At 68.0% G+C, this 14,019-nt stretch carries 14 protein-coding genes; 6 read left to right on the top strand and 8 right to left on the bottom strand.

The window, feature by feature from the left end:
* Nucleotides 1–77: 77 nt before the first annotated feature.
* The 4 genes from ACT3HL_RS03710 (at nucleotide 78) to ACT3HL_RS03695 (ending at nucleotide 3,315) form a co-directional block, all read left to right on the top strand.
* Nucleotides 78–593 (top strand): transcriptional regulator, encoded by a 516-nt coding sequence (locus ACT3HL_RS03710; protein ID WP_445085465.1) that lies wholly within the window; start codon nucleotides 78–80, stop codon nucleotides 591–593.
* A 167-nt stretch (nucleotides 594–760) separates the two neighbouring features.
* A complete protein-coding gene (locus ACT3HL_RS03705; protein WP_445085464.1) occupies nucleotides 761–1,966 on the top strand; it encodes an alanine--tRNA ligase-related protein in 1,206 nt (401 codons plus the stop codon).
* A gap of 95 nt (nucleotides 1,967–2,061) precedes the next feature.
* Nucleotides 2,062–2,619, top strand: a complete 558-nt coding sequence (locus tag ACT3HL_RS03700; RefSeq protein WP_445085463.1) for an HAD-IA family hydrolase — start codon at nucleotides 2,062–2,064, stop codon at nucleotides 2,617–2,619.
* A 282-nt stretch (nucleotides 2,620–2,901) separates the two neighbouring features.
* The gene (locus ACT3HL_RS03695; protein ID WP_445085462.1) at nucleotides 2,902–3,315 is read left to right on the top strand and encodes a hypothetical protein; all 414 of its coding nucleotides are present in this window, start codon (nucleotides 2,902–2,904) and stop codon (nucleotides 3,313–3,315) included.
* A gap of 45 nt (nucleotides 3,316–3,360) precedes the next feature.
* On the opposite strand, the gene ACT3HL_RS03690 is transcribed toward ACT3HL_RS03695, so the two are convergent.
* The 3 genes from ACT3HL_RS03690 to tbsP all read right to left on the bottom strand — a co-directional run bounded on the left by ACT3HL_RS03690 (nucleotide 3,361) and on the right by tbsP (nucleotide 6,478).
* On the bottom strand, nucleotides 3,361–4,248 hold the full coding sequence (locus ACT3HL_RS03690) for a tetrahydrofolate dehydrogenase/cyclohydrolase catalytic domain-containing protein (protein ID WP_445085461.1): 888 nt from the start codon (nucleotides 4,246–4,248) through the stop codon (nucleotides 3,361–3,363).
* A 96-nt stretch (nucleotides 4,249–4,344) separates the two neighbouring features.
* Entirely contained in the window at nucleotides 4,345–5,592 is a 1,248-nt protein-coding gene (gene glyA, locus ACT3HL_RS03685; protein WP_445085460.1) for a serine hydroxymethyltransferase, read from the bottom strand.
* A 64-nt stretch (nucleotides 5,593–5,656) separates the two neighbouring features.
* The gene (gene tbsP / locus ACT3HL_RS03680; protein ID WP_445085459.1) at nucleotides 5,657–6,478 is read right to left on the bottom strand and encodes a transcriptional regulator TbsP; all 822 of its coding nucleotides are present in this window, start codon (nucleotides 6,476–6,478) and stop codon (nucleotides 5,657–5,659) included.
* Between the two features lie 136 nt (nucleotides 6,479–6,614).
* On the opposite strand from tbsP, the gene ACT3HL_RS03675 reads away from it, so the two are divergent.
* Nucleotides 6,615–8,306, top strand: a complete 1,692-nt coding sequence (locus ACT3HL_RS03675; RefSeq protein ID WP_445085458.1) for a YcaO-like family protein — start codon at nucleotides 6,615–6,617, stop codon at nucleotides 8,304–8,306.
* 192 nt (nucleotides 8,307–8,498) lie between these two features.
* Here ACT3HL_RS03675 and ACT3HL_RS03670 read toward each other — a convergent pair whose 3' ends face one another.
* The 3 genes from ACT3HL_RS03670 to ACT3HL_RS03660 all read right to left on the bottom strand — a co-directional run bounded on the left by ACT3HL_RS03670 (nucleotide 8,499) and on the right by ACT3HL_RS03660 (nucleotide 11,066).
* Nucleotides 8,499–9,638 carry a DUF63 family protein gene (locus ACT3HL_RS03670; RefSeq protein WP_445085457.1) on the bottom strand — a complete coding sequence of 380 codons (1,140 nt, stop codon included), beginning with the start codon at nucleotides 9,636–9,638 and terminating at the stop codon, nucleotides 8,499–8,501.
* An 82-nt stretch (nucleotides 9,639–9,720) separates the two neighbouring features.
* Nucleotides 9,721–10,170, bottom strand: a complete 450-nt coding sequence (locus tag ACT3HL_RS03665; RefSeq protein WP_445085456.1) for an AsnC family transcriptional regulator — start codon at nucleotides 10,168–10,170, stop codon at nucleotides 9,721–9,723.
* A gap of 89 nt (nucleotides 10,171–10,259) precedes the next feature.
* Nucleotides 10,260–11,066: an inositol monophosphatase family protein gene (locus ACT3HL_RS03660; protein ID WP_445085455.1), complete on the bottom strand. Its 807-nt coding sequence runs from the start codon at nucleotides 11,064–11,066 to the stop codon at nucleotides 10,260–10,262.
* Between the two features lie 105 nt (nucleotides 11,067–11,171).
* Between ACT3HL_RS03660 and ACT3HL_RS03655 the strand changes: the two genes are divergently transcribed.
* The gene (locus tag ACT3HL_RS03655) at nucleotides 11,172–11,453 is read left to right on the top strand and encodes a hypothetical protein (protein ID WP_445085454.1); all 282 of its coding nucleotides are present in this window, start codon (nucleotides 11,172–11,174) and stop codon (nucleotides 11,451–11,453) included.
* 11 nt (nucleotides 11,454–11,464) lie between these two features.
* Here ACT3HL_RS03655 and ACT3HL_RS03650 read toward each other — a convergent pair whose 3' ends face one another.
* Nucleotides 11,465–12,733 (bottom strand): RNA-guided endonuclease TnpB family protein, encoded by a 1,269-nt coding sequence (locus ACT3HL_RS03650; RefSeq protein ID WP_445085453.1) that lies wholly within the window; start codon nucleotides 12,731–12,733, stop codon nucleotides 11,465–11,467.
* A 265-nt stretch (nucleotides 12,734–12,998) separates the two neighbouring features.
* Entirely contained in the window at nucleotides 12,999–14,012 is a 1,014-nt protein-coding gene (locus tag ACT3HL_RS03645) for a biotin--[acetyl-CoA-carboxylase] ligase (protein ID WP_445085452.1), read from the bottom strand.
* Nucleotides 14,013–14,019: the final 7 nt, after the last annotated feature.

Raw genomic sequence — 14,019 nt, 5'->3', positions numbered from 1 at the left:
AGCCGGGCGTCCGCCGTCTGCGGAGCCCCGATCGGCGGCGCAGCGCTTTTAAACCAGTCCGGTCCGTACGAGCGGCTATGCCCAAGTACTCCACCGGGAGCGGCGGAAGCGGTGGCGACGGCGATAGCTGCGAGCTCTGCGGTCGCTCGACCGGCTCGCTCCGCCGAGCGAACGTCGCCGGCGCCGAGCTGCTCGTCTGTGAGTCGTGTGCGCCCCACGACGACTCCCGAAAAGGGACCTCGAGTGCGGGCGGGTCCGAGCCGAGCGGCGACAGCGGACCCTCTCGACAGAAACGTGCCGCACAGCGGCAGGCGAGGATGTACGATCAAGCCAAGGGAGACGCCACACGCTGGGAGGAAGGCACCGATTACGAGTCGGACCGACTGCCCTACCTCGTCGCAGACTACAGCGATCGGGCGGCGACGGCGCGGCAGGAGGCGGGACTGACAACCGAGGAACTCGCCGCAGAACTCGAGCTCGAGGAGTCGGATCTCCTCGCGGTAGAACAGGGACGTGCGACGCGCGCCGGCGTCGGCGGGTCGGTCGTCCGCGCGCTCGAAGAGCGGCTCGACGTCGAACTCGTCGACGAGTGAGACGGGCCGTCTGGACGGTCGGACTCGAGCGCCACCCCGTCATATAATAGCGTTTGCAAGTCTTCGCTCATTCGATCGCACGACCGCGTGCGATCGGGTGCGCAATTAGTTGCAAACGCTACTATAACTACCACCATTTTTGTCTCCCGGAACCCTCAGCGCGTCGTATGCGAACGCACGCTCCCGAGGAACCCGAGGTTCGCGAGTTCACCGCGTCAGTCGTCGCTATCGACGGCCGGTCGGTGACGCTGGATCGCACCTACTTCTACGCCGAGAGCGGCGGCCAGCCGGCGGACACCGGGACGCTCGGCGGGACCCGCGTGGTCGACGTCCGCGACGACGGTGAGGCGGTTCGACACGCGCTCGCGGCGGCGCCCGACTTCGGCGTCGGCGACGAGGTGACGGGCGTCGTAGACGACGACTTCCGAACGTACTGTATGCGCGCACACACCGCGAGCCACCTGCTCTACGGCGCGGGGCGCAGGCTCCTCGATGACCTCGGCTACGGCGGCTTCGACATCTCCGAGGAGAAAGTCCGCGTGGACTTCACGACCCCGACCGACATCGGCGACGAGACGCTCGTCGAACTCGAACGGCTGACGAACCGCGCGGTGTGGGACTCACTCGACGTCTCGTGGACCGAAGTCCCGACGGAGGAAGCGACCGCTCGCGACGGGATCGCGTTCAACACCAAGACCGAAGAGGGTGTGATGGGCTCCGCCGAGACGGTCCGAATCGTCGACATCGACGGCTGGGACGTCGCCGCCTGCGGCGGGACGCACGTCTCGAACACGCGCGAGGTCGGCCCGGTGACGGTACTCGAACGCTCGAATCCGGGCGAGGGACTCACCCGCGTCGAGTTCGCCGTCGGACCGACCGGCATCGACCGCCGGGCGACCCAGCACCGAGCGCTCCGCGAGACGACAGCCGCGTTGGGCACGAACACCGACGACCTCGCAGCGCACGCGACGTCGGTGCGAGCCGAGCGCGACGACCTCGAAGCGCGCGTTCGCGAACTGGAACGCGAGGCGGTCGCAGACGCCATCGACGACTTCGAGACCGTGGATGTCCGGGACGCGACGTGGCGGATCGGCACGCTCGTGGATGCCGACTCGAACGACGCCGGCGAGGCCACGAAGGCCGCCGTCGAGGAGTCGACCGTCGTCGTCGCCGTCGGTGACACGCAGAGTCCCTACGTCGTCGTCGCCGCGGGCCCCGAGAGCGGCGTCGACGCCGGGAGCGTGGTCGACGGGCTCACGGACGCGTTCGGCGGCGGTGGCGGCGGTGGCCGGCCGTTCGCTCAGGGCGGCGGCCTCGACGCGTCGCCCGAGGAAGTCCTCGAAGCCGTTCGCGCGTGGGAGCCGGACGAGTGAACCCTGCGCCGATGCTCCGTGTGCCGTAGACAACGTACAACACAGCCGATCGTCGGCCGAAGCGCCTTTTGACGCTGCCGCCGTACCGTCATCGAATGACTGACCGAGTATCGGAGACCGCGGATCCGCTCTCGACGTTCGACGCGGTGGTCTGGGATCTCGACGGGACGCTCGTGCGACTCCTGGTCGACTGGGACGCCGTCTCTGTCGAGGTCGCGGGCGTGTTCGAGGCCGCCGGGATCGACGCCGCCGGGAGGGACCTCTGGGAGATGCTGGACCTTGCCGACGAATCCGACCTCCGAAACGATGTCGAAGCGGTCATCGCAGACCACGAGCGAGATGGGGCGATGCGCTCGGAGCGACTCTCGCACGCCGATTCAGTCGGTCGGTTCGACACCGAGGGCGTCTGCTCGCTGAACAGCGAGTCCGCCTGCCGGACGGCTCTCGACGTGCACGGGCTCACGCGACACGTCGACGCCGTGGTCGGACGCGACACGGTCTCCGCGCGGAAGCCGGACCCGTCGCCGCTCCTCGAAACGCTCCGTCGGATCGGCGCCGACCCCGACGAGGCGCTGTTCGTCGGCGACTCGGCGACGGACGCGGAGGCGGCGCGTCGGGCCGGCGTCGCGTTCTATCGCGTGGGCGAGCGGTAGCGAATCGGTCGCGTCGTCGGCAGCGTCGGCGGTGGCTACGCTGTCGCGTCCACGGAGGCTCGGGAGTCGGGGCCCGGGGGACGAATACGATGGCGAACAGGCGGCACACCGCCCACGAGACGCCGTGCCGCGCTCCCGCGTCACGTCCCGTGGCTGCTCTCAGCTCACGGGGGCGCTGGTCCCGCGATCGCATATAAACACTCGGCGGAGAAGGGCACCGGAGGACGGAACGCACTCCCGCGAGCCGGCAGTATAAATCTCTGTGGCCCCGAACGTGAAGTAATGAGCTACCCGGTCAGCTACTACTGCCCGCACTGCGGGGCGGTCTTCGAACTGGACCGCGAGGGCTACTTAGCCGATAAGTCGGTCACGCCGTATCCGCTCGCCGGCTGGACGTACGCCGACCCCGACGACGACTTCGAGTCGGCCGACGGCGTCCGACTCGTCTGCGGTGCGGGCGACGAGCGGGAGCGACTCCGCTGGACCGACGAACGGGTGGCGGCGGACGACATCGAGAACCCGACCGGAGAGAGCCCCTGTGGTCGGGCGATCTATCTGTCCTTCGTGCGGTTCGAAGGCGGCGAGGAGGTCGATCCGCGACCGAGTGCGGACCACGTGGAGATCGCCCCCCGCGGCCCCTCGCGACCGCGCGGACCGGAGGGTCCCGGTGGCCCGGACGGGTTCGGCGGTCGGTGAACGAAGCGGCTATCGAGTACAGAGAGCGGCCCCTAGGTCCTGATCTCAGGGGAGTTCGACGTCGATTCCGGCGACGTCGCTCGCGGCTTTGACCGTGTTCCACAGCAGCATCGCGCGCGTCATCGGGCCCACGCCGCCGGGGACCGGCGTGATCGCGCTCGCCTTCTCCTTTGCGCTCTCGTACTCGACGTCGCCGACGAGTTCGGAGCCGTCGTCGGTCTCGACGCGGTTGATGCCGACGTCGATCACGACCGTGCCCTCGGTGAGCATCTCGCCGGTGAGCATCTCGGGGACGCCCGCGGCGGCGATGACGATATCGGCCGCGCGGGTCTTCTCCGCGAGGTCTTTCGTGCGGGAGTGACAGACCGTGACCGTCGCGTTGCCGCCCTCGGCCTTCTGGAGCAGGAGGTTCGCCATCGGCTTGCCGACGATGTTCGACCGGCCGACGACGACCGCCTCTGCGCCCTCCGTCTCGACGTCCGCCGCGGCCAGCAGCTTTTGGACGCCGTGCGGGGTGCAGGGCTTGTACCGCGGGTAGCCCGCGACGAGTCGTCCGACGTTCTCCGGGTGGAAGCCGTCGACGTCTTTCGCGGGATCGATCCGCCGCAGGACCTCGCGCTCGTCGACGTGGTCGGGCAGCGGCATCTGGACGAGAATGCCGTGGACGTCGGGGTCAGCGTTCAGCTCGTCGACGGTGTCGAACAGGTCGTCGGCGGGGGCGTCTGGGTCGAGTTCGATGTCCCGGGTGGCGATGCCGACCTCCTCGCAGTCTTTGTGTTTCATCGAGACGTACGTCTCGCTGGCCGGGTCGTTGTTCATCAGCACGGTGGCGAGACACGGGGTCGTCCCCGCGTCCGTCAGCGTCTCGATCCCCCCGAGGAGGCCGTCTCGAACGTCTTCCGCGACAGCGTTGCCGTCGATTATCTCGGTCATACCCTAAGGGCGTCGCTCGCGCACTTCAAATGTGCGGGTTCGCGTACTACCGCTCGCGTTCGGCAACGGATCGATGCGGACGTGCGAGAGGCGAGTTTACTCGTACAGCGGGAACGCCGCACAGAGCTCGCGGACGCGCTCGCCGACGTCGGCGACGACGGTCTCGTCGTCGTAGTTGTCGACGACGCGGACGACGAGGTCGGCCACCTCGCGGGTCGCCTCCTCGTCGAACCCGCGCGTGGTGATGGCGGGGGTCCCGAGGCGGATCCCGCTGGGATCGAACGCGGAGCGCGTCTCACCGGGGACCGTGTTCGCGTTCATCACGATGCCCGCGGATTCGAGCGCGCTCTCGACGTCTTTGCCCGTCGTGTCGGGGTGAGACGGCCGGAGGTCCGCGAGAACGAGGTGGTTGTCGGTGCCGCCGGAGACCAGCGTGAGGCCGTTCTCTCGGAGTCGCTCTGCCAGCGCCGTCGCGTTCCGCACCGTCTGTTCGGCGTAGGCCTCGAACTCCGCGGAGAGCGCCTCTTTGAATCCGACGGCCTTGCCCGCGATGTTGTGCATCAGCGGGCCGCCCTGCGCGCCGGGGAAGACCGCCTTGTCGACCGCGTCCGCGTACTCCTCCTCGCACATAATGATGCCACCGCGACCCGCCCGAATCGTCTTGTGTGTCGACCCGGTGACGAAGTCCGCGATCCCCACCGGCGAGTCGTGGACGCCGGCGGCGACGAGGCCGGTGATGTGGGCGATGTCCGCGAGGTGGTACGCGTCGACGCCGTCGGCGATCTCTTGGACGCGCTCCCACTCGACCTCACGTGGGTACGCCGAGTAGCCGGAGACGATGATGTCCGGCTCGAACTCGTCGGCGATCGATTCCAGCCCGTCGTAGTCGACGTAGCCCGTCTCGGGATCGATCTCGTACTGTTCGACCTCGTAGGTCTGTCCCGCGAAGTTCGCCGGGTGACCGTGGCTCAGGTGGCCGCCGTGCGTGAGATCCAACGAGAGGATCTTGTCGCCTGGGTCGAGCATCGCGAGGTAGACGCCCATATTCGCCTGCGATCCCGAGTGTGGCTGGACGTTGACGTGCGCCGCACCCCACAGCTGCTTCGCGCGCTCGATCGCCAGTTCCTCGACGTCGTCGGCGTACTCACAGCCCGCGTAGTACCGCGACCCCGGGTACCCCTCCGCGTACTTGTTCGTGAGGGCGCTTCCCTGCGCCTCCATCACGGCTTCGCTCGCGTGATTCTCGCTCGCGATCATCGCCAGCGTGTTCTGTTGCCGCTGTACCTCGCCGGAGAGGGCGTCGGCGACGGCGGGGTCGACGTCGCGCACGTGGCTGTCGTGCATACGTGTTACGGCGCTCGTCGCATCAATAAGTGTGTTTACTTCGACCGCGGGAGCGCGGGCTCGGCTACCCGAGACGTTCCAGCGCGACTGTCGCAAGTCGCTCCGGCGGGGCGTCGGCGAGTCTCTCGTCGTCGAGCTTCAGCCGGAGTCGGGGGCGGCCGACGTCGATCGGGACCTTCTCCGTCGCGATCAGTCCGCCGTCTTCCAACTCGGATTTCGTCCGGGAGAACGTCGCTTTGCTCGCAATGCCGATGTCCTCCCCCCACTTCGAGACGTCGTACAGGAGCACTTCGTGTCTCGCGGCGACGAGGAGACAGATCGTCACTTCGTCGAGCCGGTCACCGGTGCTCGGGTCCGCCGGCAAGGAATCGAGGACGGTATCGAAGTCCGAACGCACGTCCGAGCCGAGATCCCTCTCGAGGGACTCTCGGACCGCAGAGATGGCCGGCGTCCGCAGCGGGAATCGATCGCTCTCCTCGAACAGCGACTCATAGGCGTCGTTTGCGGCCCGAACGAACGCCTCGTCGTCGGTGTTCAAGCCCGCGACGCGACCGCCGGCGGACACCACGGCAGTCACCGCGTCGCGCCGAACCAGCAGCGTGTTCTCGATCCGCCGGTCAGTCACGCGGAGTTCGAGCGCGCCGGCGGCGACCAGGTCCGCCGCGTTACTCGCCGCGACGAAGTCGCTAAAGACGGCCTTCAGCGTCCCGTTATCGGCGAGCACCCGGATCTCCGGCGTCGACGCCTCGCTGACGGAGAACTCGACCAGAGATTCGACGAGTTCCGGCGTCGGATCGACCACGTAGACGGGGGCAGACGACGACTGGAGAGCCGAAGAGAGAACGTCCTCAAGGCCGGCGCCGAGCACGTTCGTATCGGGAGCCATACGCTACTGCATTCGGAAGTGGCTACTTAATTTTACCGTAACTTGACCTGTATATACCCCTTCACCCGCGCAGTCGGAGAGCCGACATTCGAACCGAACCCGGCGCTTTTTCTGCGCCAGGGTCGACAACGGAGTTATGACACGCACGATCGCGGTCGTGGGAAGCGGCCCAGCCGCAGACGCCGCAGCGGCCGCGTTTGACGACATCGACGCCCGCGTCGGTTCGGACCCGGAGGCGGCGGCGCTCACGGTCGTCGTCGTTCCGGCGGGCGCCGACGTCCCAGCGGCCGCGCCCGAGAGCGAGCGACTCGTCGTCGTCGAGATCGGCGGTATCGGCGGTCGCCCGGTCGCCGAACTCGACGCCGGAGTCTCCGCGTTCGGCCCGGGCGGCGCGCGGTTCGCCGATCTCCGGGCGCGCGTCGCTGCGACGACCGACGCCGACGGATCACCGTCGGGCGATCGGAGCGCGGTCCGCCTCGCGGGCGCGCTGGCGGGGCGGCGAGCGGTCGCGCTGCTCGCGGGCGACGACGTCGCGGGAACCGTCGTCGAAGTGTCCGGAACGGGGGTGCTCGCGGAACGACGGGTTCTCCCGGTTCCGGATCCCGCCGCACGGGACCGAACCGTCCGTCTCGACCACCGCGAGACCGGCGTCGACGACGCGCTCGCCCGCGCCGAGCGCGCGCTCGACGAGCGGACCGGAATCGTCTCGCAGGTCGGCGAGCGCGAGTCGTTCCCGGTCCCGTACTACCTCGCACAGACGGCCGACACGAGCGGGTTCAGCGACGCTCGCGCCGCCGAGTTCGCCGCCGGCGTCGATGTCGGCTGGGACGCCGCGTTTATGAAGGGCCTCGGCGAGGCGCTCGAACGGTACTGCGCAGGCGTCTATCGGGGCTCGGAGTTCACCGTGGCCCCCGAGCGGACCCGCGCCGCTCCGGTCTCGCCCTCGCGGTTCGTACGACCCGACGACCACCGCGACCCGGATCCCGAAACGCCGATTCCGTGGGTTTCGGGCGTCGATCTCCGGACCGACGCGGCGGTGTCGCTGCCCGCGGAGTTCGTCCACTACCCGCCGCCGACAGAGCGGTTCAAGCCGGCGATCACGACGGGGTTGGGGCTCGGAAACTCCGGAGTGGAGGCGCTGCTCTCGGGGCTCTATGAAGTGATCGAGCGCGACGCCGCGATGCTCGCGTGGTACTCCACGTTCGAGCCGCTGGAACTCACGGTGAGCGACGACGCCTACGACGACCTCCGCAAGCGGGCCCGCGCGGAGGGGCTGTCGGCGACGGCGCTCCTCCTCACCCAAGACGTCGACGTGCCGGTCGTCGCCGCCGCGGTCCACCGCGACGGCGAGTGGCCGCGCTTCGCCGTCGGCTTGGGCGCGTCGCTCGACGCGGTCGACGCCGCCCGGTCGGCGCTCGCGGAGGCGCTACAGAACTGGATGGAGTTGCGGTCGATGGGGTCCGAGCGGGCGGGCTCCGAGGACGGCGCGATCGGCGAGTACGCTGACTTCCCCGCCGCCGCGACCGGCTTCGTCGACGCCGACGCGAGCGTTCCGGCCGAAACCGTCGGTCCCGAGGAAGTGCCGGACGGGAAGGCGGAACTCTCGGCGGCGATCGAGCGGGTCGCCGACGCGGGCCTCGACGCCTACGCCGCGCGGACGACGACCGCGGACGTCGACTCGCTCGGGTTCGAGGCCGTTCGCGTGCTGATCCCGGAAGCGCAGCCGCTCTTTCAGGGACAGCCGTTCTTCGGCGAGCGGGCGCGGACCGTTCCCGCGGAGTTGGGGTTCGAGGCGAGACTCGATCGGGAGTACCACCCGTACCCCTGACGGCCGGCCGCGACGAGAGCGGTGACTGGATCTCACAAGGGGCTGACAGCCGACACGCTCCGCCCGCGCGGCGGCGTGTCGGACTCCCGCGAGTCGCCGCGCGGCTGGCTACGGGGGGATACGGCTCGTGGTCCCGTTCTCATATATAAATCGACGGACGGGGGAGGGGGCGAAGGCGGAGGGGGCGCGTCCTCACACGCCGAACGTCGCCCGGAGCATATCCCGCGTCCCGGGGCCGAGTCCGACCGCGAGCACGGCGACGAGCAGCAGCATCGTGTACCGGGGGCTCTCCTCGAAGATCTCCTCCTCGAACACCCACAGCACGAACGTCGCGGCGACGAGTTTCACGACGAGGAACGGCCACGTGTCGCCCGTGATCGCGAGCACCGACGTCGGGAGCACCGACCCGGTGACGTCGACGACGAACTGATTGACCGGGTGTTTGGGAATCAGGTTCGGCCCGGCGTCGAGCGCGGGCATCCAATCGAGGCCGACGACGTTGGCGACGCCGTCGACGGCGTGGCCCCACAGGATCACGAATCCGATCTTCTCGGTCCCCTCGTTCACCGAGGGCGCGTAGCGCTCGATGAGCCACCACGTCGCGGCGGCCGAAACCGTCGCGCCGGCGAGGACAACCACGAGGACTTGCGGGTAGAACTCGACGCCGTCGGTGCCGCCGACGACGAGCGAAACGAGGTAGCCGAGGGTGGCGAGAAGGGCCGCGGACCCGATCCCGAACAGGAGGCGACCGTAGTGCTCGACGTACCCCGCGCGCGCCGCGTACACCGCGGCGACGACGGCGACGAGCGTGATCGCGAACACGGTGAAGTAGATGATCGGGCTGATGAACAGGGTGTTCAGCGGGTAGGTGATGAGCGCCTCCGACGCGGGGACGGCGTCGTTGGCGTCCTCGACGACGCGGAGCGCCCCGCCGAAGAAGACGAACGGAAGCAGCGCGTAGAAGAACTCTCGATCGGTCCCCAGATCGAGGCGTCGCAGGAGCAAGACGACCCCGATGAGGGCGACGAGCAGCGTCACCATATAGCCGACTTCGGAGACGAGTGTGTAGCCGGGGTACGCGACCGGTTCGGCGGCGTTCGCACACGCCTGCGAGTCGTACAGGTACTCGACGGTACTCCCCGGTCGGATCGCACAGACCGCGGAGTTCGCGTCCGCCTGTACCGGCCCCCAGAAGTAGTGCCAGATGAAGCCGTCGTAGACGGTTTCGGGGAATGCGAGCGCCCCGACGACGAGCGCGACGAGCGCGGTCAGTACGCTCCCGCCCCAAAGCCGCTCGGGATCGACGCCGAGGCGTTCGGCGACTGTTGACATACGCGAAAAGGTGACGCGGGACGTGTTGAGGATTCCGGTCTCCGGCGCGTCCGCGCTCCATACCGTCCCGTCAGATGCGCCGTCAGATCGGGAGCGTCCGGTCGTCGAGGTCGGTCGCGAGAACCACCATCGTCTGCGACCGCGAGAACCCCTCGACCTGTGCGATGTCGTCGAACATCAGCTCTCGGAGCCCGCCGGTGTCCTCGGCGTAGACTCGGAGGATTACGTCCCACTCCCCGGTGGCCAGGTGGATCTCCCTGACGCCCTCGATCTCACGGAGCCGTTCGAGCGCGTCGTCTTCGACGCCCTGCTCGATCCGGAGACCGACGATGGCGGAGGCTCCGAGTCCGACCGCGCGCGGGTCAACCTTCGCGTGGTACCCTTCGATGACGCCGGCGTCCTCCATCCGTCCGACGCGGTCGTGGACCGTCGCGCTGGACATCTCGATCCGGCGCGCGATCTCGCTGAAGGGCGTCCGCGCGTCGGCCTGGAGGACTCGGAGGATCTGCCGGTCCGTCTCGTCGAGTTCCATATCTACGGTGGGGGCCGCACAGCCTTCCCGTTTGTGGCTCCGATCGTCTCGGAGTCTCAAAACGTCGTCTCCTGATCCGTCTCCACCGCTCAGGACTCCCCCGCGGACGCGGAATCGATCTCTCTCGCGGCCTCGAGAACCGACTCGTGCACGTGTCCGTTCGAGGCCACGAGTCCGACGGAGTCGTGTCGCCACCGGTCGCCGTCGAGGTCAGTGACGGTCCCACCGGCGGCGCGGACCATTGCGACGCCGGCGACCGTATCCCAGGGGTGTCCCCGCACGTTCGTCAGGACCCCGTCGAGCGAGCCGTCGGCCACGCTCGCGAGTTCGGCCTGTGCACAGCCCAGACGGCGGATGTCGCCGAACCGGTCGACGATCCCCGAGCAGGCGCGCCCGAACTGCCCGCGCTCGTCGAAGTCCCACCACATCGTCGGCGCGACGACGCAGGCCTCCGGATCGCCGCGCGCGGAGACGGACACCGGGTCGCCGTTCCGGTAGGTCGCGTCGCCGTCAGTCCAGTAGACGTCTCCGAGCGCGGGGAGGTTCGTCGCCGCGGCGACCGACTCGCCGTCGCGAACGGCCGCGACGGCCGTGCCCCACACTCGGAGCCCCCGGGCGTAGTTGTTCGTCCCGTCGATCGGATCGATCACCCACGCCGCGCCGGCGTCGGGCACCGTTTTCAGTTCGTTGCCCTCCTCGCCGACGACTGCGTCGTCCGGAAACGACCCCTCGATCACGTCGATGACGGCCGCCTGCGCGTCGCGGTCAGCCTGAGTCACGACGTCGGTCTTCGCGCCCTTTCGCTCGACGGCGATGTCCGTCCGGAACTTCGAGGCCGCGACAGCCGCGCCGGCCTCGGCCGCTCGTCTCGCGAGCGCCGCTCGATCCGCTGTCATATCTATCCGGGCGCTCCCCGGCGTTGTGAACCCTCGGGGTTTCGATCCATTAACTCAATTCCGAGTCTGAGTACGCTTTAGTATTCTCGGGCCGTTTATCCGCGTATGCACCCATCCGACGCCGCACGACAACTCCAGTACGCGGTCGCCTCGAAGGCGGACACCGACGACTACCAGATCGGCCACTGGGAGACGCACGCGTACCAAGACGTCTTCGCGGACGTCGCGGATCGCGGGGAGCTCTCGGACGTGATGAGCGTCGTCGAAGAGCTCGGAGACCGGTGCTGTGAGGGCTCGCACCCGACGCCGGCGGAGGCCCGCGAAATCGCGGACGGCGTTCTCTCCGCGGGCGGCCGACCCCTCACGGACGGCGGCGACGGGAAGTGAACTACCCCTGCCTACTCGGCGGCTTGTGCCGCCTCCTTGAGGCAGGGGCTTCCTGTTTCGACGACGCGACTTGCAGACACATCAATCGTATCCGCAGCGGTCGCAGTCTCCGCAGGCGTGTCTTCGGAGTGAACCACTCCTAGTTGGTTCCAACCGCGTTGCTGAACATTGAGCGCCGCGTTCCAGTCTCGGTCGATTTTGAAGCCGCACGACGGGCAAGAATGTTCGCGCACCCACAGCGGCTTTGCGGTTTCCGCACCGCATTCGGCGCATTCTTTCGTCGTTCCTCGTGGCTCGACTTCCAGGATGTGACACGCGTTCTTGTCGCCGTGGTGTTCAAGGATAGTGAGGAAGTCACGCCAGCCGACCTCGGCCTTATTCCGGGCGTTCTGCGGGGATTCAAGCATACCCTTCACGTTGAGGTCTTCGACGAACACTGCGTCGTACTCGGTGGTGTAAAAGTGCGCGAGTTTGTGCTTGAAATCCCGCTTCTTGTTCGACATCCGCTGATGGATTGCAGCGACGCGACGACGCTGGTTCGCCCAGTTGTTCGAGCCTTTTTCTTTCCGTGACAACGCTCTCTGTTCGCGTTCGAGGCGTTTACGGTCACCCGACAGGTCGAGGCGTCGCACTGACCGTCCGTCGCTGTCGTGGATGAAGTTGTGGACGCCGAGGTCGAGTCCCACCGTATCTTCGGGGTCGATGTTCTCGGGGTCGGGTTTGGGCGGTGCGTCGGTGTCGATGGTGAACGACGCATACCACGCGCCAGTCGGCTCTTTCTTGAGCGTGACTTCTTTGATGGCGTCGTGGTCGGGGAGGTCACGGTGGAGTCGAATCGGTATCTCGCGGGGTTCGCCTTTGAGTTTCTTCAGCGACAGGAGTCCGCGTCCGTTGGGGCCACTCTTCGTGTCGAGTTCGAAGCCCGATTGCCGGTACGTGAAACTCCTGTACTCTCTTGGGGGCTTCCAGTTTAACGAGCCGACGCCGTACCCTTTCTCTTTCAGTTTTCCGAGGTTGTTGATGTTGTCACGGATGCGCTCGACGGCTTTCTGTAAGACGGTGGAGTAGACTTTCTTCAAGTCTGACCACCAGTCTTTTAATTCGGGGATGGTGTCGCGGACCATCCAGACGCGCTGCCGGAGCGTCCCGGTGTCTTCGGGAATCTGGTTGAATTCTCTGAGCGCGTGGTTGTAGAGTTGCCGGACGGTGTCGCGTTGCCAGTCCATCGCTTCTCGTTGCTCTTCAGTAGGGAAGAGTCGAAAGCGAGGACTGTACTTCATGCGACGTGTTCACATCTACGACTTATTGATAATTAAGGATGCTGATTAGAGTCGTTTGTACCTCGTGCGGGCGCTGTATCCCCGCCCTACTCGCTCGCCTCCGGCTTGCTCCTTGAGGACGGGGGCTTAGCGCCCTCACCTTCAGCTAACGGCCGCCGCGATCCCGGATCGTTCCGGCCGAGAACGCGCTTTTCCGCTGTCGTGTCTCGTTGGGTGTTCAGATCGCGGAGGGACGCGAGCGACGCCCGAGCGCCGACGTGCCGAATCAGCGGTCGGCGGCCGGCCGCAGGTGTTCGCAGTCGCCGGCGTGGACGACACGCTCGCCGTCGTCGGTCCGGACGACGAGGCTGCCCGGGAACCGGACGTCGACCGCGTCGCCCTCGATCGTCTCGCCGGCGGTCTCGACGCGGACGCGTCGCCCGATCGTCGCGGCGTGCTCCCGCCAGGCGTCGAGCACCCCCCGGAGGTCTGCGCCCTCGCCCGTCAGCTCTGCGAAGACTTCGAGCAGCCGCTGGAGGAACACGCGCCGGTCTACGTCGCCCACCTCCGCGCGGAGACTCGTCGCTCCGGGCGGCAGGTCCTCGACGTCCACGTTCGCGTTCACGCCGATCCCGACGACGAGCCACGAGACGCGGTCGGCCTCGCCCTCCATCTCGGTCAGAATACCGGCGAGCTTTCTGGCGCCCGGCCGATCGACTTCGTCCTCCCCGCCTTCATCGTCGTCCCGGCCGTCTCCGTCATCGCCGCCTCCGCTGTCGCCGACGAGGACGTCGTTCGGCCACTTGATCGCCGCGTCGACGCCCGCCTCTCGGCTGGCCCGGACGACCGCGACGGCGGCCGCGAGCGTGTAGAGGGGGACCTCCGCGGGCGGGCGTCGCGGCCGGACGAGCGGGCTCGCCCAGACGCCGCCGGACGGCGAGGAAAACGAACGTTTCAGCCGTCCCCGGCCGCCGGTCTGTTGGTCCGCGACGACGACCACGTCGGAGGCCCCGTCGGCGGCGAGTTCGCGGGCGCGATCGTTCGTGCTCGCGATCCGGTCGTGGTATTCGATCTCGTACGGGGCGTCGAGACCGAACTGGATCGCCGCGGCCCCGTACTCGGGGACGTCGACGACCCGGTAGCCGCCCTCACCGCTCTCGATCGAAAAACCCTCCTCGCGCAGCGCTTCGACCTGCTTCCAGACGGCCGCCCGGGAGACGCCCAGCCGCTGAGCGAGCGCCGGCCCTTCCACCGGTCCGGCCGCGAGGGCGTCCAAGAGCGCGCGTCGCGTCTCGTTCATCGGCCGG

The organism is Halobellus sp. GM3 (genome assembly GCF_052545375.1).
This window is presented reverse-complemented; position numbering and strand designations above follow the sequence as displayed.

Coding starts and splice junctions, on each gene's coding strand:
- ACT3HL_RS03655 (WP_445085454.1), top strand. CDS start 11,172: ATGCACCCATCCGACGCCGCACGACAACTCCAGTACGCGGTCGCCTCG.
- ACT3HL_RS03645 (WP_445085452.1), bottom strand. CDS start 14,012: ATGAACGAGACGCGACGCGCGCTCTTGGACGCCCTCGCGGCCGGACCG.
- ACT3HL_RS03710 (WP_445085465.1), top strand. CDS start 78: ATGCCCAAGTACTCCACCGGGAGCGGCGGAAGCGGTGGCGACGGCGAT.
- ACT3HL_RS03670 (WP_445085457.1), bottom strand. CDS start 9,638: ATGTCAACAGTCGCCGAACGCCTCGGCGTCGATCCCGAGCGGCTTTGG.
- ACT3HL_RS03675 (WP_445085458.1), top strand. CDS start 6,615: ATGACACGCACGATCGCGGTCGTGGGAAGCGGCCCAGCCGCAGACGCC.
- ACT3HL_RS03690 (WP_445085461.1), bottom strand. CDS start 4,248: ATGACCGAGATAATCGACGGCAACGCTGTCGCGGAAGACGTTCGAGAC.
- ACT3HL_RS03700 (WP_445085463.1), top strand. CDS start 2,062: ATGACTGACCGAGTATCGGAGACCGCGGATCCGCTCTCGACGTTCGAC.
- ACT3HL_RS03650 (WP_445085453.1), bottom strand. CDS start 12,733: ATGAAGTACAGTCCTCGCTTTCGACTCTTCCCTACTGAAGAGCAACGA.
- ACT3HL_RS03665 (WP_445085456.1), bottom strand. CDS start 10,170: ATGGAACTCGACGAGACGGACCGGCAGATCCTCCGAGTCCTCCAGGCC.
- ACT3HL_RS03695 (WP_445085462.1), top strand. CDS start 2,902: ATGAGCTACCCGGTCAGCTACTACTGCCCGCACTGCGGGGCGGTCTTC.
- glyA (WP_445085460.1), bottom strand. CDS start 5,592: ATGCACGACAGCCACGTGCGCGACGTCGACCCCGCCGTCGCCGACGCC.
- ACT3HL_RS03660 (WP_445085455.1), bottom strand. CDS start 11,066: ATGACAGCGGATCGAGCGGCGCTCGCGAGACGAGCGGCCGAGGCCGGC.
- tbsP (WP_445085459.1), bottom strand. CDS start 6,478: ATGGCTCCCGATACGAACGTGCTCGGCGCCGGCCTTGAGGACGTTCTC.
- ACT3HL_RS03705 (WP_445085464.1), top strand. CDS start 761: ATGCGAACGCACGCTCCCGAGGAACCCGAGGTTCGCGAGTTCACCGCG.